Origin of the sequence: Rhodococcus wratislaviensis, from assembly GCF_041228765.1 — a bacterium.
GTDB classification, from domain to species: domain Bacteria; phylum Actinomycetota; class Actinomycetes; order Mycobacteriales; family Mycobacteriaceae; genus Rhodococcus_F; species Rhodococcus_F wratislaviensis.
On record NZ_CP150488.1, the window covers coordinates 2,888,401 to 2,906,960 of the forward strand.

The 18,560-nt window shown below is 66.9% G+C and carries 13 protein-coding genes; 7 read left to right on the forward strand and 6 right to left on the reverse strand.

The window, feature by feature from the left end:
* Positions 1 to 69 precede the first annotated feature (69 nt).
* Positions 70 to 243, reverse strand: coding sequence for a hypothetical protein (locus WKC72_RS13150; protein ID WP_245973449.1), 174 nt, complete (start codon positions 241 to 243; stop codon positions 70 to 72).
* Positions 244 to 253: 10 nt separating this feature from the next.
* On the opposite strand from WKC72_RS13150, the gene WKC72_RS13155 reads away from it, so the two are divergent.
* Complete coding sequence (locus WKC72_RS13155) at positions 254 to 886, forward strand: hypothetical protein (protein WP_370182854.1); 633 nt, start codon at positions 254 to 256, stop codon at positions 884 to 886.
* 108 nt (positions 887 to 994) lie between these two features.
* On the opposite strand, the gene WKC72_RS13160 is transcribed toward WKC72_RS13155, so the two are convergent.
* On the reverse strand, positions 995 to 3,157 hold the full coding sequence (locus WKC72_RS13160; RefSeq protein ID WP_370182856.1) for an MMPL family transporter: 2,163 nt from the start codon (positions 3,155 to 3,157) through the stop codon (positions 995 to 997).
* A 410-nt stretch (positions 3,158 to 3,567) separates the two neighbouring features.
* On the opposite strand from WKC72_RS13160, the gene WKC72_RS13165 reads away from it, so the two are divergent.
* The 3 genes from WKC72_RS13165 to WKC72_RS13175 all read left to right on the forward strand — a co-directional run bounded on the left by WKC72_RS13165 (position 3,568) and on the right by WKC72_RS13175 (position 12,545).
* On the forward strand, positions 3,568 to 7,074 hold the full coding sequence (locus tag WKC72_RS13165) for a DNA-directed RNA polymerase subunit beta (protein WP_037233631.1): 3,507 nt from the start codon (positions 3,568 to 3,570) through the stop codon (positions 7,072 to 7,074).
* A 118-nt stretch (positions 7,075 to 7,192) separates the two neighbouring features.
* Positions 7,193 to 11,149 (forward strand): DNA-directed RNA polymerase subunit beta', encoded by a 3,957-nt coding sequence (locus WKC72_RS13170; RefSeq protein ID WP_005252128.1) that lies wholly within the window; start codon positions 7,193 to 7,195, stop codon positions 11,147 to 11,149.
* 163 nt (positions 11,150 to 11,312) lie between these two features.
* Positions 11,313 to 12,545 (forward strand): M23 family metallopeptidase, encoded by a 1,233-nt coding sequence (locus tag WKC72_RS13175; protein ID WP_370182857.1) that lies wholly within the window; start codon positions 11,313 to 11,315, stop codon positions 12,543 to 12,545.
* Here WKC72_RS13175 and WKC72_RS13180 read toward each other — a convergent pair.
* The gene (locus WKC72_RS13180; protein ID WP_370182859.1) at positions 12,542 to 13,102 is read right to left on the reverse strand and encodes a TetR/AcrR family transcriptional regulator; all 561 of its coding nucleotides are present in this window, start codon (positions 13,100 to 13,102) and stop codon (positions 12,542 to 12,544) included. The two genes, WKC72_RS13175 and WKC72_RS13180, sit on opposite strands and share 4 nt — an antisense overlap.
* Positions 13,103 to 13,219: 117 nt before the next feature.
* On the opposite strand from WKC72_RS13180, the gene WKC72_RS13185 reads away from it, so the two are divergent.
* Positions 13,220 to 13,420: a hypothetical protein gene (locus WKC72_RS13185; protein ID WP_005258232.1), complete on the forward strand. Its 201-nt coding sequence runs from the start codon at positions 13,220 to 13,222 to the stop codon at positions 13,418 to 13,420.
* Positions 13,421 to 13,425: 5 nt separating this feature from the next.
* On the opposite strand, the gene WKC72_RS13190 is transcribed toward WKC72_RS13185, so the two are convergent.
* Complete coding sequence (locus tag WKC72_RS13190; protein ID WP_370182861.1) at positions 13,426 to 13,938, reverse strand: histidine phosphatase family protein; 513 nt, start codon at positions 13,936 to 13,938, stop codon at positions 13,426 to 13,428.
* Positions 13,939 to 13,947: 9 nt separating this feature from the next.
* Positions 13,948 to 14,961 (reverse strand): aldo/keto reductase, encoded by a 1,014-nt coding sequence (locus WKC72_RS13195; RefSeq protein WP_370182862.1) that lies wholly within the window; start codon positions 14,959 to 14,961, stop codon positions 13,948 to 13,950.
* 134 nt (positions 14,962 to 15,095) lie between these two features.
* On the opposite strand from WKC72_RS13195, the gene WKC72_RS13200 reads away from it, so the two are divergent.
* A complete protein-coding gene (locus WKC72_RS13200; protein WP_037233537.1) occupies positions 15,096 to 15,932 on the forward strand; it encodes a helix-turn-helix transcriptional regulator in 837 nt (278 codons plus the stop codon).
* Here WKC72_RS13200 and WKC72_RS13205 read toward each other — a convergent pair whose 3' ends face one another.
* Complete coding sequence (locus tag WKC72_RS13205) at positions 15,933 to 16,712, reverse strand: acyl-[acyl-carrier-protein] thioesterase (protein ID WP_037233540.1); 780 nt, start codon at positions 16,710 to 16,712, stop codon at positions 15,933 to 15,935.
* A gap of 152 nt (positions 16,713 to 16,864) precedes the next feature.
* On the opposite strand from WKC72_RS13205, the gene WKC72_RS13210 reads away from it, so the two are divergent.
* Positions 16,865 to 18,526, forward strand: coding sequence for an FAD-dependent oxidoreductase (locus WKC72_RS13210; RefSeq protein WP_370182866.1), 1,662 nt, complete (start codon positions 16,865 to 16,867; stop codon positions 18,524 to 18,526).
* Positions 18,527 to 18,560 lie beyond the last annotated feature (34 nt).

Sequence of the window (18,560 nt, forward strand, 5' to 3'; positions counted from 1 at the left end):
CCCCAAGCGCCGAAACAACGTGCCGGACAGCGCTGCAAAGGGCAGGCGTCCGCGCGTGGCGGGGACCCGTCAGGCGACGCCGAAGCCGCCCCGATCGGAAACCCCGGTCACCCAGACGGAACCGGTGGCGAAGCCGGAACCGGCGAAGAAGCCGGAACCGGTGGCGAAGCCCGAGGCCGCTACGACCGCAGCAGCAGTCGCCTCCTCGACCACGTCCGCCGAGACGGCGAAGACCTCCGACACGGACGCGACTGTGTCGTTGGCCAAGCCGGTGTCGACGGCGAAGGCCGCGTCCGCGGGAAAGACGAAGGTCCCCAACCTTCAACCGCGCATCAGCACGCAGCAGGCCCCTGCCGCCGCCGAGACCGCCGCCGCCGACAGCGGGTCCAGCAGGATCACCTGGAAGCTCGTCGGGATCCTCGGAGCCGTGGCGGTGGTACTCGGGGTGTTCGCGGTCGTCGCGGCATTCAAGCCTGGCGCAGACATCACGAACACCGCCTGGGTCGACGAAGGTGCCACCGCGGAGGTGACCAAGGCGGGAACCGAGGCGATCGAGACGCTGTACACCTACAGCTACGAAACCATCGATCAGGACTTCGACAAGGCGCGCGGCTACCTCGACGACGCCAAGCGTGACGAATTCGACTCGACCGCCGACACCACCAAGCAGGCCGCCATCCAGACCAAGACGGCCACCCAGGCCTCCGTGACCGACATCGGGGTCACGATGCTCGACGGCGACCGCGCCGAACTGCTCGCGCACATGAACGTCAGCGCCACCGGTGATGCCGTCGCTCAGGGCAGTGCCGCGACGCCGTTGTCGATCAAGATGGAGAAGATCGACGGCAAGTGGGTGCTGACCGACATCTCCGACAGTGAGGGCTGATCCTCCTGCCGGGAAAGAATTGGGCAGGAACGGGATCCGTGATACCTGGACGGGTGAGCGCTGAATTGCCCTCCCCGGCAACGTGAACCGATTCCCATCCGGTCTTCGTCACGATTGGATGGGAATCTGTTGCTGCGGTGTCGGTTTCGGATCCTCGGGGGAACCGGGAGTCGGTGACTTCCGCGCCAGGAATCCCGGCGCCCACCAATTGGCCTCACCCATCAGCTTCACCAGGGCGGGCACCAGCATCATGCGGATGACGGTGGCGTCGATGAGCAGCGCGACGATCATGCCGAGCCCGATGAAACGCATCATCGTCAATTCCGACAGCGTGAACGCGCCGGTGACCACGATCAGCAGCGCCGCGGCCGCAGTCACGATGCGCCCCGTATGTGCCGTACCGATCCGTACGGCCTCCTCGGTCGACGCGCCCTTGTCGTGGGCCTCGACCATTCGTGACATCAGGAAGATCTCGTAGTCGGTGGAGAGCCCGAACACCACCGCGATGATGAGGACGACCATCGTCGCGGGCAGCGGCCCCGGCGTCACACCGAGGAGATCAGCACCGTGGCCGTCCTCGAAGATCCACGTGAGCACGCCGAACGAGGCGGCGAGGCTCAGGGTGGCCATCGCGATCGCCTTCAGGGGTAGCACCACGGACCGGAACGCCGGCAACATCAGCACGAAGGTGACGCCCACCATGATCCCGATCATCCACGGCAGTCCCGCGGCCATCGCGTCGAGTCCGTCGGCGGTCAGGGCATTTAACCCGCCCAGCATCTTCTCGGTGCCTTCCGGGGGCGGGAGGTCGCGCAGTGCGGCGGCCGTCGCCATGGCCCCCGTGGTGCGGTCGGCGTCGTCGAAGACGGCCCGGATGGCGACGAACGTGTCGGTGGCACCGACCGGGACCACCCGCTGGACGCCGTCGACCGCGGCCGTCGTCCGGAAGAGCTCCGCAGTGGCGGCCGGCGGCGGTGCCCTGCCGTCGCTGCCCTGCAGGACCAGCGTCGCCCCGTTGTTGGCGAGCGGAAAGTCGGTGGCGAGATCCTCGACGGCGAGCCGGAGCGGGTGAGCCGCAGGCAGCCCGGTGTGGTCCAGATCACCCAGTGACGCGCCGGTGAGGGGTGCGGCGAGCACGAGCAACCCCGCGACGATGGCCGTCGCGATCGGGACGGGCCGCCGCATGACGCGGGCGGCGACGCCGCCCCAGAACCGGTGCGCCCGGTCTTCGCCGCGTTCGACCACACCCGGTCGCCATGTCAGCGAGTTGATGCGCGGCCCGAGCAGCGCGAGTGCAGCGGGTAGCGCCGACAGCGACAGCACGGCGGCGATCCCGATGGCTGCCATCCCGCCGTAGGCGAACGACCGGACGATGGCCTGGGGAAACACGAGCATGCCCACGAAGCCGCACACGAGGAGGAGGGCCGAGAACCCCACGGTGCGGCCGGCCGTGGCGAGCGTTCGGCGGACGGCGTCGTCCGAGCGGGAGCCGGACCGCAGCTCCTCACGGAACCGGGTCACGACGAACAATCCGTAGTCGATGGACATGCCGAGCCCGACGAGGCTCGCGATGTTCACCGAGAATGCGCTGACCTCGGTGAAGTACGAGATCACGCGCAGAGCGCCGAGGGCGCCGAGGATCGCGAGACCGCCGACGCACAGCGGGACGGCCGCGCCGACGAGACCGCCGAAGATGACGAGCAGAAGGAGCAGCAGAAGCGGGAACGACACCGCCTCCGCTCGCAGCAGATCCCTCTCGGACGCCTCGTTGAAGGCGTTGGCTGCCGCGCTGAAGCCGCTGAACTCCGCGTCCGTGCCGTCGATGACCAGCAGGGGTTCGAGATCGTGGTACGCCGCGATGCGAGTGTTCTCGTCGCCGCTCAGCGACAGCACCACCAGTCCCTCGGTGCCGTCGGTGGACCGCAGGAACTCCTTCGCCTGCGGCGGCGCCGACCAGTACGACAGGGGGGTGTTGGCGAGCATTCCGGGGTCGATCTGCGCGAGGTGGGCGGTCACCTCGGGACCGAGATCGTCGATGGTCGCACCCGGACGTGCGTGGTAGGTGACCGCCAGGTCGGGGGTCTGCCGTCCGAACGTCCCCTCGATCAGGCGCTCGACGCCCGCGGACTCGCTGCCCGGATCGGTGTACCCGCCGAGGCTCAGCCGGTCGAACACGCCCGATCCCCACGCCCCGCCGAGCAGCACCAGCAGCACCGTGGCGGCGAGAACCAGCTTCGGACGGGCGACGACGAACGAACTCCAGCGCGTCACGGCTCTGCTTCCCTCGAGAAATCGACTTCCGATCGCGTGCGCATATTGTTCACCGCCCGTCGGCGGCTGGGAAGGGGCGGCGGGAACAGCCCTGGGCCTCGCGAAACGACGCGACACGCCCCCTAACTCTTGACGCCGCGATGATCACGCGTCACTCTGATGCGTGAACATGCGCAGTGACGCGTGGCCAAGCGCCCGGCTGGGTGCTGTTTCGGGTGCCCGACTCGACATCTACTGAGTTTGGGTGTACTTTTGGACGTTGCGCTGGCTGCCTCCTGTCCACCCCTCGTCCGCACCGCTGCGAAGTGATTCACTCTTCAGCAACTGTGACGAGTTTCGTTCGGGTTGTGACCAGCGAAATTCGAAGCAGATACAGCGGCGGTCGCAACAGCAAGAGCGGCCCGCGTGAGGTGCTGGAAGGACGCATCTTGGCAGTCTCTAGCCAGACCAAGGCAGTTTCCGGAATCCCCGGAGCCCCGAAGAGGGTTTCGTTCGCAAAGATTCGCGAACCCCTCGAAGTTCCCGGGCTTCTTGATGTACAAACCGATTCGTTCGAGTGGTTGATCGGTGCGCAGAGCTGGCGCGAACGCGCCGCCGCTCGTGGCGACAGCGCAATCTCCGGCGGTCTCGAGGACATTCTCGCGGAGCTTTCCCCGATCGAGGATTTCTCGGGCTCGATGTCTCTGTCCTTCTCGGACCCGCGCTTCGACGAGGTGAAGGCCTCGACGGACGAGTGCAAAGACAAAGACATGACCTACGCGGCGCCGTTGTTCGTCACCGCGGAGTTCATCAACAACAACACCGGTGAGATCAAGAGCCAGACGGTCTTCATGGGCGACTTCCCGATGATGACCGATAAGGGCACGTTCATCATCAACGGCACCGAGCGTGTCGTGGTCTCGCAGCTGGTGCGTTCCCCCGGCGTCTACTTCGACCACTCCGTCGACAAGGGCACCGAGAAGGACCTGCACAGCGTCAAGGTCATCCCGGGCCGTGGTGCATGGCTCGAGTTCGACGTGGACAAGCGCGACACGGTCGGCGTCCGTATCGACCGCAAGCGCCGCCAGCCCGTCACCGTGCTGCTGAAGGCCCTCGGCTGGACCACCGAGCAGATCACCGAGCGCTTCGGCTTCTCGGAGATCCTCATGGCGACGCTCGAGAAGGACAACACCGCAGGCACCGACGAGGCGCTGCTCGACATCTACCGCAAGCTGCGTCCGGGCGAGCCGCCGACCAAGGAGAGTGCGCAGACGCTCCTGGAGAACCTGTTCTTCAAGGACAAGCGCTACGACCTGGCTCGCGTGGGTCGCTACAAGATCAACAAGAAGCTGGGCCTGAACCTCGGACAGCCGATCGTCGCGTCGACCCTCACCGAGGAAGACATCGTCGCCACCATCGAGTACCTGGTTCGCCTGCACGCCGGTGACACCGAGATGACCGCCCCCGGCGGCAGTGCGGTGCCCGTCGAGGTCGACGACATCGACCACTTCGGTAACCGTCGTCTGCGCACGGTCGGTGAGCTCATCCAGAACCAGATCCGCGTGGGCCTGTCCCGCATGGAGCGCGTGGTTCGTGAGCGCATGACGACCCAGGACGTCGAGGCGATCACGCCGCAGACGCTGATCAACATCCGGCCCGTCGTGGCTGCGATCAAGGAGTTCTTCGGAACCTCCCAGCTGTCGCAGTTCATGGACCAGAACAACCCGCTGTCGGGGCTGACGCACAAGCGTCGTCTGTCCGCCCTCGGCCCGGGTGGTCTGTCCCGTGAGCGCGCCGGCCTGGAGGTGCGAGACGTTCACCCGTCGCACTACGGCCGCATGTGCCCGATCGAGACCCCTGAGGGTCCGAACATCGGTCTGATCGGTTCGCTGTCGGTGTACGCACGGGTCAACCCGTTCGGCTTCATCGAGACGCCGTACCGCAAGGTCGAGAACGGCCAGGTCACCGACCAGGTCGACTACCTGACCGCGGACGAAGAGGACCGCCACGTCGTCGCACAGGCCAACTCGGCCCTCGACGCCAACGGTCACTTCACGGACGATCGCATTCTGGTCCGTCGTAAGGGTGGCGAGGTCGAGTTCGTCTCGTCCGCCGAGATCGACTACATGGACGTCTCGCCGCGACAGATGGTGTCCGTCGCGACCGCGATGATTCCGTTCCTCGAGCACGACGACGCCAACCGTGCCCTGATGGGCGCGAACATGCAGCGTCAGGCGGTGCCCCTCGTTCGCAGCGAGGCTCCGCTGGTCGGTACCGGCATGGAACTGCGTGCCGCCGTCGACGCGGGCGACGTCATCGTCACCGAGAAGACCGGTGTCGTCGAAGAGGTCTCCGCCGACTACGTCACGGTCATGGCCGACGACGGAAGCCGCAAGACGTACCGGATGCGCAAGTTCGCGCGTTCGAACCAGGGCACCTGCGCCAACCAGCGTCCCATCGTGGACGAGGGACAGCGTGTCGAGACCGGACAGGTCCTCGCCGACGGCCCCTGCACCGAGAACGGTGAGATGGCGCTCGGCAAGAACCTGCTCGTCGCGATCATGCCGTGGGAAGGCCACAACTACGAGGACGCGATCATCCTGTCGCAGCGCCTCGTGGAAGAGGACGTCCTGACCTCGATCCACATCGAGGAGCACGAGATCGATGCCCGCGACACCAAGCTCGGTGCCGAGGAGATCACTCGCGACATCCCGAACGTCTCCGACGAGGTCCTCGCCGACCTCGACGAGCGCGGCATCATCCGTATCGGTGCCGAGGTTCGTGACGGCGACGTGCTGGTCGGAAAGGTCACGCCGAAGGGCGAGACCGAGCTGACCCCCGAGGAGCGCCTGCTGCGCGCCATCTTCGGTGAGAAGGCTCGCGAGGTTCGCGACACGTCGCTGAAGGTCCCCCACGGTGAGACCGGCAAGGTCATCGGCATCCGCGTGTTCTCGCGCGACGACGACGACGATCTGCCCCCCGGTGTCAACGAGCTGGTCCGCGTCTACGTGGCACAGAAGCGCAAGATCCAGGACGGCGACAAGCTCGCCGGCCGCCACGGCAACAAGGGCGTCATCGGCAAGATCCTCCCTCAGGAGGACATGCCGTTCCTGCCCGACGGCACTCCGGTCGACATCATTCTGAACACCCACGGTGTTCCGCGTCGTATGAACATCGGTCAGATCTTGGAGACCCACCTCGGGTGGATCGGCAAGACCGGCTGGAACGTTCAGATCGCCGGCGACGGCTCCCGTCCCGATTGGGCGGAGCAGCTGCCGGAGGAGATGCTGTCCGCACCTGCCGACTCCAACATCGCCACCCCGGTGTTCGACGGCGCCAAGGAAGACGAGCTCACCGGACTCCTCGGTTCGACGCTGCCGAACCGCGACGGCGAGGTCATGGTCGCGTCCGACGGAAAGGCCACGTTGTTCGACGGCCGTTCCGGCGAGCCGTTCCCGTACCCGGTCTCGGTCGGCTACATGTACATCATCAAGCTGCACCACCTGGTCGACGACAAGATTCACGCTCGTTCGACCGGTCCGTACTCGATGATCACCCAGCAGCCGCTCGGCGGTAAGGCCCAGTTCGGTGGCCAGCGCTTCGGTGAGATGGAGTGCTGGGCGATGCAGGCCTACGGCGCGGCATACACGCTGCAGGAGCTGCTCACCATCAAGTCGGACGACGTGGTGGGTCGAGTCAAGGTGTACGAGGCCATCGTCAAGGGCGAGAACATCCCCGAGCCGGGCATCCCCGAGTCGTTCAAGGTGCTCCTGAAGGAGCTCCAGTCGCTCTGCCTCAACGTGGAGGTGCTGTCCTCGGACGGCGCGGCCATCGCGATGGCCGACGGTGACGACGAGGACCTGGAGCGGGCCGCAGCGAACCTGGGCATCAACTTGTCCCGGAACGAAGCGGCGACGGTCGACGACCTCGCGAACTAGGTTTTCGGTCCCCGGGTCCTGAGAAATCAGGGTCCGGGGGCGTAGTTCACATTTGAATTGGCAGTCAGGTATCGGCGGCCACCGCTGATCCACAATCCCTCTGGGGAAAGGAAGTTACGTGCTCGACGTCAACTTCTTCGATGAACTCCGCATTGGCCTCGCCAGTGCAGAGGACATCCGCAATTGGTCCTACGGCGAGGTCAAGAAGCCGGAGACCATCAACTACCGCACGCTCAAGCCCGAGAAGGACGGCCTCTTCTGCGAGAAGATCTTCGGCCCCACCCGGGACTGGGAGTGCTACTGCGGTAAGTACAAGCGTGTCCGCTTCAAGGGCATCATCTGTGAGCGCTGCGGTGTCGAGGTGACCCGCGCCAAGGTTCGGCGTGAGCGCATGGGACACATCGAACTGGCTGCCCCGGTCACGCACATCTGGTACTTCAAGGGCGTGCCCAGCCGTCTCGGCTACCTGCTCGACCTGGCGCCGAAGGATCTCGAAAAGATCATCTACTTCGCCGCGTACGTCATCGTCGGTGTCGACGAGGAACTGCGTCACAACGAGCTGTCCACTCTCGAAGCCGAGATGCAGGTCGAGAAGAAGTCCGTCGCGGATCAGCGTGACGCCGACCTCGAGGCCCGCGCTCAGAAGCTCGAAGCCGACATCGCCGAGCTGGAGGCGGAGGGCGCCAAGTCCGACGTCCGCCGCAAGGTCAAGGACGGCGGCGAGCGCGAGATGCGTCAGCTCCGCGACCGCGCGCAGCGTGAGCTGGACCGTCTCGACGAGATCTGGACCACGTTCACCAAGCTCAGCGTCAAGCAGCTCATCGTCGACGAACTGCTGTACCGCGAACTCGTCGACCGCTACGGCGAGTACTTCACGGGCGCCATGGGTGCCGAGTCGATCCAGAAGCTCATGGAGAGCTTCGACATCGACGCCGAGGCCGAGAACCTCCGCGAGACCATCCGCAGCGGCAAGGGGCAGAAGAAGCTCCGCGCACTGAAGCGTCTCAAGGTCGTCGCAGCCTTCCAGGTCAACCAGAACTCGCCCATGGGCATGGTTCTGAACGCCGTCCCGGTGATCCCACCGGAGCTGCGTCCGATGGTTCAGCTCGACGGTGGCCGCTTCGCCACCTCCGACCTGAACGACCTGTACCGCCGCGTGATCAACCGCAACAACCGCCTCAAGCGACTGATCGACCTCGGTGCCCCCGAGATCATCGTCAACAACGAGAAGCGGATGCTGCAGGAGTCCGTGGACGCGCTGTTCGACAACGGCCGTCGTGGCCGTCCCGTCACCGGTCCCGGTAACCGTCCGCTGAAGTCCCTGAGCGACCTGCTCAAGGGCAAGCAGGGTCGTTTCCGCCAGAACCTGCTCGGTAAGCGCGTCGACTACTCGGGTCGTTCCGTCATCGTCGTCGGCCCGCAGCTCAAGCTGCACCAGTGCGGTCTGCCGAAGCTGATGGCTCTCGAGCTGTTCAAGCCCTTCGTGATGAAGCGCCTGGTCGACCTGAACCACGCGCAGAACATCAAGTCCGCCAAGCGCATGGTGGAACGTCAGCGCGCACAGGTGTGGGACGTCCTCGAAGAGGTCATCGCCGAGCACCCCGTGCTGCTGAACCGTGCACCGACGCTGCACCGCCTGGGCATCCAGGCATTCGAGCCGCAGCTGGTCGAGGGTAAGGCCATTCAGCTCCACCCGCTGGTGTGTGAGGCCTTCAACGCCGACTTCGACGGTGACCAGATGGCCGTGCACCTTCCGCTGTCCGCGGAGGCGCAGGCCGAGGCTCGCATCCTGATGCTGTCGTCGAACAACATCCTGTCGCCCGCGTCGGGTCGACCGCTCGCCATGCCCCGTCTGGACATGGTCACCGGTCTGTACCACCTGACCCGGTTGGACGAGGGTGCGATCGGCGAGCTCGCAGCGTCGACCAGTGACGAGGCGGAGCAGGGCGTGTACTCCTCGCCTGCCGAGGCTCAGATGGCCGTCGATCGTGGCGCGCTCGTCGTGCAGGCGAAGATCAAGGTGCGGCTCACGCAGCAGCGCCCGCCCCGCGACATCGAGTCGGAGCTGTTCCCCGAGGGCTGGAACTACGGTGACGGCTGGACCGCGGAGACGACGCTGGGTCGCGTGCTCTTCAACGAGCTGCTGCCCGCGGACTACCCGTTCGTCAACGAGCAGATGCCGAAGAAGCGTCAGGCGACGATCATCAACGATCTCGCCGAGCGTTACCCCATGATCGTGGTCGCGCAGACCGTCGACAAGCTGAAGGACGCCGGTTTCTACTGGGCCACGCGTTCGGGTGTCACGGTCTCGATCTCCGACGTCCTCGTGCCGCCGGAGAAGGCTCAGATCATGGAGTCCTTCGAGGCTCAGGCCGATCAGATCGAGAAGAAGTACCAGCGTGGTGCCCTGAACAAGACCGAGCGCAACAGCGCCCTGGTCAAGATCTGGTCCGAGGCCACCGACGAGGTCGGTAAGGCCATGGAGGCCCACTTCCCCGACGACAACCCGATCCCGATGATCGTGAAGTCCGGCGCCGCCGGCAACATGACTCAGGTTCGTTCGCTCGCCGGTATGAAGGGTCTGGTGACCAACCCGAAGGGTGAGTTCATCCCGCGTCCGATCAAGTCTTCCTTCAAGGAAGGCCTGACCGTTCTCGAGTACTTCATCAACACGCACGGTGCCCGTAAGGGTCTGGCCGATACCGCGCTCCGCACCGCCGACTCGGGTTACCTGACCCGTCGTCTGGTGGACGTCTCGCAGGACGTCATCGTCCGCGAGGTCGACTGTGGAACCGAGCGCGGCATCGTCACCACGATCGCCGAGAAGCAGGCCGACGGCACGCTGATCCGCGACGCTCACGTGGAGACGAGCACGTACGCCCGCACCCTGGCCGCCGACGCGGTCGACGAGAACGGCAACGTCATCGTCGAGCGTGGACACGACCTGGGTGACCCGGCTATCGACGCGCTGCTCGAGGCAGGCATCACGCAGGTCAAGGTCCGTTCGGTGCTCACCTGCACCACCGGCACCGGCGTCTGCGCCACCTGCTACGGCCGCTCCATGGCCACCGGCAAGCTCGTCGACATCGGTGAGGCCGTCGGTATCGTCGCCGCGCAGTCCATCGGTGAGCCCGGTACCCAGCTGACCATGCGTACGTTCCACCAGGGTGGTGTCGCCGGAGACGACATCACCGGTGGTCTGCCGCGTGTTCAGGAGCTGTTCGAGGCCCGCGTCCCCAAGGGCAAGGCCCCGATCGCCGACGTCAGTGGCCGCGTGCAGCTCGAGGACGGCGACCGCTTCTACAAGATCACCATCGTCCCGGACGACGGTGGCGAAGAGGTTGTCTACGACAAGCTCTCGAAGCGCCAGCGTCTGCGTGTCTTCAAGCACGACGACGGCACCGAACGCCTTCTGGCCGACGGTGACCACGTCGAGGTCGGTCAGCAGCTCATGGAAGGTGCTGCCGATCCGCACGAGGTGCTGCGTGTCATGGGCCCCCGTCAGGTGCAGATCCACCTCGTCAACGAGGTCCAGGAGGTGTACCGGAGCCAGGGTGTGTCGATCCACGACAAGCACATCGAGGTCATCGTGCGCCAGATGCTGCGTCGCGTGACGATCATCGACTCGGGCGCCACGGAGTTCCTGCCCGGTTCGCTGACCGAGCGTGCGGACTTCGAAGCGGCCAACCGCCGTGTCGTCGCCGAGGGGGGCGAGCCGGCAGCCGGACGTCCGGTGCTGATGGGTATCACCAAGGCATCGCTGGCGACCGACTCGTGGCTGTCCGCGGCGTCGTTCCAGGAGACCACTCGCGTCTTGACCGATGCGGCGATCAACTGCCGCTCGGACAAGCTGATCGGTCTGAAGGAAAACGTGATCATCGGAAAGCTGATCCCTGCCGGTACCGGTATCAACCGTTACCGCAACATTCAGGTTCAGCCGACCGAAGAGGCCCGCGCTGCTGCGTACGCGGTTCCGTCCTACGACGACCAGTACTACAGCCCGGACGGCTTCGGCCAGAACACCGGTGCCGCGGTGCCGCTGGACGATTACGGTTTCAGCAACGATTACCGGTAGGCGCTCCGCGCCCGTGAGCGGTTGACGAGTCCTCGGACTCGCCGAGCACTCACCAAGGACGAAGGCCCCACCCCTCTCTCTTCGGGGGTGGGGCCTTCATCTGTTTCCATGCCTTGTCGCCCTCCATGCCTTGTCGCCGGATGTTCGCCGTTGCTAGCGTCGGATGATGGCCCGGTCGAGGTTCGCCATCGCACTCCTGATCGCCGTCGTCGTGGGGGCCGCGACCTCCTGCACGGCGTCGGACGACCAGCAGAGCGAGGCGACGTCGTCGGCGGCGCCTGCCACGTCCGCCGGTCCCGCGGTGCTCACTCCGGTGGTCGCGGATGTGGTGGCCCCACCGATCCCGGTGACGGGCAGCGACGGTCGCGTGCACCTGGCCTACGAACTGCGGTTGACGAACACCGGGTCGCAGCCGGCGACGATTACGTCGCTGCAGGTGAAGGGTGACGGCCGCACGCTGGTGGACCTGAGTGGCGAGGCGCTGACGCCGTGGTTCCAGGCCCTCGGCGGAGGCCCGAAGACCGGCACCGTCCTCGCCCCCGGACAGCAGGGGCTGGTGTGGATCGATGCGACGCTGAACAGTCCCGACGACGTGCCCGGCAGTCTCGGCCACGTCGTGAACGTCGACTTCCCGCAGGCGACGTCACTCGTGCCGTCGCAGCTCGCCGAGAACGTAGCGGACACCGAAGTCGACACCCGCGACGCCGTCCGTATCCGCGCGCCCCTCGACGGTCCACGCTGGCTCGACGGCACCGGCTGCTGCACGGTCACGTCCCACCGCGCGGCCGTCCTGCCCATCAACGGCCGGATGCTCGCCGCCGAGCGCTTCGCGATCGATTTCGTCCAGCTCGACGAACAGGGACGCATCTACGTCGGTGACCAGACCCAGCTGTCCAGCTACGAGTACTACGGCGCACCGGTCCGCGCGGTGTCGGACGGCAAGGTGATCGCCGTCGTGGGCGATCTGTCCGAACAGGTTCCGGGTGCCACTCCGCAGGGACTGCCCCTCGACCAGTACGGCGGAAACCACGTCGTCCAGGACATCGGGAACGGACGGTACGCGTTCTACGCGCACCTGCAGCCCGGCAGCGTCGACGACATCAGCGTCGGCCAGGACCTGCGGGCGGGAGACCAGATCGGGCTGCTGGGCAACAGCGGAAACACCGACGCGCCGCATCTGCACTTCCATCTGATGGACGGGCCGGACTTTCTGGCGGCGAACGGCATTCCGTTCGAATTCGAGAACTTCGACCTCGACGGACGGGTGACGGGGGAGAGTCTCGAGGCCGCCGCGACCGCCGGCGCCGCGGTGGTCGACGAGGCGGGGACGCAGACCGGATCGCGCACCGACGAGATGCCGCTGTACCTCGACGTCGTGACGTTCCCGGGCAGCTAGCCGAGGAGCCCGCGCTCGACGAACCGGGTGAGCGCGGCGATGCCCTCGTCGTCGCCGCCGTCCCACAGGCCCACGAAGGCGGTCGCCACCGCGGCGATCAGCCGGGCACTGACCTCGGGGCCGCCGGGGAGGTGCGCCCCGTCCGCGGCGAGGGTCCTGAGGAGTTCGGCCCACGGCTTCATCTGCTCGATCCCGAAGTCGTGCATCCGCTGCGCGAAGTCGGGATCGACGAGGGCTGCGTCGCGGAGCGCGGCCATCACGGTGCGATGCCGCGCCTGTAGTTGCCAGAACACGGCGAGATGAGGGCCGAGGTCCCGCAGATCGCCGGGGGACGTGGTGATGAGTGCGTCCGCGTCGTCGCCGATGTCGTCCGCGAGCGCGAGGAGCAACGCTTCCTTGCCGTCGAAATGGTTGTAGAACGAACCCGCGGCCTTGCCGGCCTCGGTGGTGATGTCGGTGATGGTGGCGTTCAGGTAACCCTTGCGTTCGAAGACCACTCTGGCTGCGTCGAGCAGGTCCTGGCGTGTCTGAGCGGCCTTCTCCTGTCGGGTGGTCACTGCGCTTTCCCCATCTCCTCGCCGCTCGCGTGCCCTCGCTCGAGCCGGTTCTCGTCCCGTGAAGACTATCCTCGACCACACCTGTCCGATATGCGTGGTTCGCTGAACGGAGACGAGATGTCCGAGAAGAAGATCGACCGCGTCAAGACCGAGTCGGCACTCGAAGTGCTGCGGGAAAGCCCCACGATCGCACTCATCACCGTGGCACCGGCGCTGGTCGTCTTCGGGGTGGTGTGGTGGCTGTTCGGATTCTGGTCGGCCCTCGTGCTGGTCCTGATTCTGGGTGTCGTCGCCGTCGTCGGCCGGAAGCTGTTCTGACGCCGCTACCGCGGAACGTGGAACGCGGCGAGTGACGCCGCGCTCGACGTCAGTTCGTCCCATTCGCACGGCACCGTGAGGACGGCGAGCGCAGACGTCGGGAACTTCTCCCGCATCAGGTCGGCATCCCCGGTATCGGGGTTGCCCGCCAGATCCAGTGCCGTCGACGGCATGCCGGGAACATGCCCGACCACGAGCAGCGTGCGTACCGACGGTTCGACCCGCACGATCTCCATAAGCACCTCGGACGGGTACGCGCCGTACAACTCCTCGGCGAACCGGGCCGGAGCGCCGACCCGGGTCGCCTCCAGCGTTTCCCGGGTGCGGCGAGCGGTCGAACACAGCACGGCGTCGATCGGCGGCTGAGTCGACCGCAGCCACTCACCGGCCAGTCCTGCCTGCTTGCGTCCGCGCGGCGCCAACGGCCGCTCGTGATCCGCGACCCCCTCCGGGTACGCCGACTTGCCGTGGCGCATCAGGATCAGGGTGCGATTCCGCGACGAGCTGTGCGAGGCCATGGCTAGACGCTAGCTCCCCACGCCGGCACGTTCACTGTCGAGCTGGGCCATCTGCGCGGGCGCGTAGCGTTCCCCGGCGACTGCGGTGTCGGGAACCGCTGCGGCGATGGCCGCGAGGTCACCGGCACCGAGGTGGACGTCGAGTGCGCCGAGCGTCTCCGCGAGCCGGGCGACGGTACGCGCTCCGACGACGGGCACGATGTCGTCGCCCTGGGCGAGAACCCACGCGATCGCCAGCTGCGCGACGCTCACCCCGTGCTGCGCGGCCACTGCGGCGAGCGAGTCGACGAGGGTGAGGTTCTGCCGGAGGTTCTCGCCCTGGAACCGGGGGCTGTGCGCGCGGAAGTCGTCGGCCGCGAGAGTCTGGTCGGTGCGCAGCGAGTCGCTGAGCAGGCCTCGGGAGAGCACGCCGTAGGCTGTCACGCCGATCCCGAGTTCCCGGCAGAGCGGCAGGATCTCGGTCTCGATCCCCCGGGAGATGAGCGAGTACTCGATCTGCAGATCCACGATCGGGTGCACCGCCGCCGCTCGGCGAAGGGTCTCGGGACCCACCTCGGACAGGCCGATGTGGCGCACGTAGCCGGCCTCGACGAGTTCACCGATCGTTCCCACGGTGTCCTCGATCGGCACGGCGGGGTCGAGACGGGCGGGGCGGTAGACGTCGATGTAGTCGACGCCGAGACGCTGCAGCGAGTATGCGAGGAAGTTGCGGATCGACTCGGGTCGCGTGTCGACTCCGGCCCACGAGCCGCCGGGTCCGCGCAGACCGCCGAACTTGACGCTGAGGGTCACGTCCTCGCGTCGGCGGCCGGCGAGGGCCTTGCCGATCAGGGACTCGTTGTGGCCCGATCCATAGAAGTCCCCGGTGTCGACGAGGTCGATCCCGGCGTCGAGCGCCGCGTGGATGGTGGCGACGGACTCCACGTCGTCCGTCCTGCCGTACATCCCGGACATGCCCATGGCGCCGAGGCCGAGCCGGCTGACGGTGGGACCGGTGGTTCCGAGTGCGGTGGTGCTGATCATGTTCTGCTCCGATGGTCGGTGTCTGTTCCGGACTGACACCAGCGTCGCCGTCGCCGGGAGCGGCAACCAGAGACCGTTCATCGGGGGACCGGCGATCCCTGGCAGCGCTCCGGCGGGTCCGGCACAGTTGATGCATGAACCGCTCCGAGTTGGCCGATTTCCTCCGCCGTCGCAGGGAACAGCTCGTCCCGGCCGACGTCGGATTGCCACCGGGACTGCGTCGGCGGACGCCGGGGCTCCGGCGCGACGAGGTGGCGATGCTCGCGGGTATGTCGACGGATTACTACACGCGACTCGAGCAGGCACGCGGCCCGCATCCGTCGACGCAGGTCCTGGCGTCGATCGCGCGGGCGCTGCGGCTGACCGACGATCAGCGAGACCACCTCTACCTGTTGTCGGGACAGGTGCCGCCGATGCGGGCCGCGGGAAACAAGCACGTCGGACCGGGACTGCTGCACCTGCTCGACAAGCTCGACGACACCCCGGGCTGCGTCATCTCGGATCTCGGGGAAGTTCTGGTCCAGAACCGCATGCACGTGATCCTGTTCGGCGACGCGTCCCGGTATTCAGGTCTCGATCGGTACGTGCCGTGGCGGTGGTTCGCGCATCCCGGCGAGCGCGGGATGTTTCCCGAGGACGATCACGAGCGGCTCGCCGGAAACCACGTCGCGGATCTGCGGGCGACGGCCGCCCGGCGGGCCGGTGACGCCGACGTGTCGGAACTGGTGGACCGCCTCTACGAGAGCAGCGCGGAGTTCGCGGCGCTCTGGGACCGACACGATGTGGCCGTCCGGCGGTCCGACACCAAGACCGTCCTCCACGCCGAGGTCGGACGCATCGACCTCGTCTGCGAGACGCTGCTGACCCCGAGCGCCTACCAGCATCTGCTCGTGTACATGCCGCAGCCGGGCTCCGACGCGCGGGCCAGGCTCGACCTGCTGCGGGTGATCGGCACCCAGCAAATGGTCTGATCAGGTGGCGAGGGGCCCGACCCGGGCCACGGCGCGCAGGGCGTCGTCGACCAGGAACCATACGGTCAGCGACGTCTCGTCCCGCCGCGAACGCAGGACGATCTCGTCGGTCGACACGATGGGCGAGAGGTACTCGAGCACGGCGCGATGGGGGTTGTCGACGAGGCGGCCGCCGCCCGGATGCTCGTGGTCGGCGATCAGTTCTTCGACGGCTTGCCAGTAGACGGCGTTGTTGACGTGGTCGAATGGGTCGATGTCGGTGCGGCGCAGGACGAACTCGGTATCCACGATGCCGTCCTCGTCGGCGGCCGGAGCATTCTCGACGAGCCACCGCTTCCACTTGAGCCGGTGTTCCTCCGCCGACTCCCCGAGGCGTTCGATGAACCCGTCGTCGATGCGGGTGGGCATTCCCGTTTCGCCGCTGATGTGGATCCAGAAACCTTCGGTCTCGATGAGGGCGCCCGCCTCACCCTCGATCTGGACCCGCATGTTCGTCCAGCGGGTCGACAGCGCCGAGCACCAGCGCCGGAGGTGCACCCGCTCGGGCCACACCGCGGGCCGGACGACGTCGATGACGGTGCGCCGGACGATCCACAGCGGGTGGCTGTCGGCGGCGTCGACCGCGTCGAGGTTGTCCAGACCCGCGTCCTGCAGATAACGCGCGATCCCGTCGAGGCGCAGACGCTTGGCCGCATCGATGTCGCCGGTGCGGACCGGCCAGGACGTCTCGAAGACGCGGCCACGTGAGGGTCGAGCGGCGAGGGGTCGGTCGAGTGCCAAGATGCGGTTCCTTCGCTTGTGGACGGAGCCCTGATTCTTCCATCCGGCACCGGTGCTTGTTTGCGGACGCGATTCTCAGTACAGTTCATATAACTGTTACTACGTGTAACACAAACGAGTTCGATGGTCCGGACAGGTGTGAGGAAACCGCAATGGCATATGTCATCACCCAGGCGTGCTGCAACGACGCGAGCTGCGTCTCCGCATGCCCCGTGAACTGCATCCATCCGACACCGGAGGAGCGGGAATTCGCGCAGACCGAGATGCTGCACATCGACCCGGAAACCTGCATCGACTGCGGGGCCTGCGTCGATGCCTGTCCGGTCGACGCGATCTTCCCGGAAGACAAGCTCGTCGGCTCGCTCGCCCGCTACAAGGACATCAACGCCGAGTACTACACGACCAACCCCATGCCGACCGGGTGGATCCCTCTCACGCCCGCGACTCCGCCGCGCCGCGACCTCGGGAAGCTCCGGGTCGCCGTCGTCGGCGCCGGGCCCGCGGCCTGCTACGCCGCCGGTGAACTGCTCGAACGTTCGGACGTCGAGGTCGAGATGTTCGAGAAGCTCCCGACGCCGTGGGGACTCGTCCGCGCCGGTGTCGCGCCCGACCACCCGGGCACCAAGGAGGTGACCCGGATGTTCGAGTGGAGCCTCGACCGGCCGAACTTCGAGTTCCACCTCAACGTCGAGGTCGGCAAACACGTCACCCACGACGAGCTGCTGGAGAACCACCACGCCGTGATCTACGCCGTCGGGGCGTCGAGCGACCGGCGTCTGGGAATCGCGGGCGAGGATCTTCCCGGCGTGCACGCCGCCACCGAGTTCGTGGCCTGGTACAACGGCCACCCGGACTACGCGGAGCGCACGTTCGACCTGTCCGCGAAGCGCGCGGTGATCGTCGGCAACGGCAACGTCGCGCTCGACGTGGCCCGCATCCTCACGATGAACGTCGAGGAGCTGGAACGGACGGACATCGCCGATCACGCCCTGGCCGCGCTGCGGCGCAGCAACATCGAGGAGGTCGTGCTCCTCGGCCGCCGCGGGCCCGCGCAGGCCGCCTACAGCAACCCCGAGTTCCTGGCGCTGGGCGACCTCGAGAACGTGGACGTCGTCATCGACGACGCCGACCTCGACCTCGACCCGGCCAGCGAGGCGTTGCTCGACGATCCCGCCACCGCGATGAAGGTCCGGCTGGCGCGGGAGTTCGCGCAGCGTGCCCCGCGGCCCGGTCGCAAGCGCATCGTGTTCCGCTACCTGACGTCGCCGCTCGAGGTCGCCGGATCCGGCAAGGCCGAGGCCCTGCGCTACGGACGTAACGAACTGGTGGTCGACGAGTCCGGCACGTTGTCCGCCCGGGCTCGGGGCGAGGAAGGCTCGCTGGACACCTCGCTCGTCCTGCGATCCATCGGATACCGCGGCAATCCCGTCGGCGGTGTCGCGTTCGACGAGAAGCGCGGCGTGATCCCCAACGAGCACGGCCGGGTCACCGACCGGGTGTACGTGACCGGATGGATCAAGCGCGGTCCCAGCGGTGTGATCGGCACCAACAAGGCGTGCGCCAAGGAGACGGTGTCGTCGCTGCTCGCGGATTTCGAGGCAGGAGAACTCCTCGGCACGGTCGGCACCCGCAAGGACGTGAAGAAGCTGATCGAGCGGCGCCAGCCGGAACAGATCGGCTTCCCCGGGTGGCGGGCGATCGACAAGGCGGAGACCGGCCGCGCCGAGGGGTCCGGCCGGCCCCGCGTGAAGATGACCGACAAGGTCGAGCTGGTGTCCGTCGCCCGTAGGCGGAAGCGGCTCTTCGCTCGTTGACGCCTCCCGCCACCCCTGCGCGTCTAGTGTTTCG

Bases quoted from the DNA above. Each gene is read 5' to 3' on its own strand.
- WKC72_RS13175 (WP_370182857.1), top strand. From the start codon at position 11,313: ATGATGGCCCGGTCGAGGTTCGCCATCGCACTCCTGATCGCCGTCGTC.
- WKC72_RS13185 (WP_005258232.1), top strand. From the start codon at position 13,220: ATGTCCGAGAAGAAGATCGACCGCGTCAAGACCGAGTCGGCACTCGAA.
- WKC72_RS13190 (WP_370182861.1), bottom strand. From the start codon at position 13,938: ATGGCCTCGCACAGCTCGTCGCGGAATCGCACCCTGATCCTGATGCGC.
- WKC72_RS13195 (WP_370182862.1), bottom strand. From the start codon at position 14,961: ATGATCAGCACCACCGCACTCGGAACCACCGGTCCCACCGTCAGCCGG.
- WKC72_RS13200 (WP_037233537.1), top strand. From the start codon at position 15,096: ATGAACCGCTCCGAGTTGGCCGATTTCCTCCGCCGTCGCAGGGAACAG.
- WKC72_RS13210 (WP_370182866.1), top strand. From the start codon at position 16,865: ATGGCATATGTCATCACCCAGGCGTGCTGCAACGACGCGAGCTGCGTC.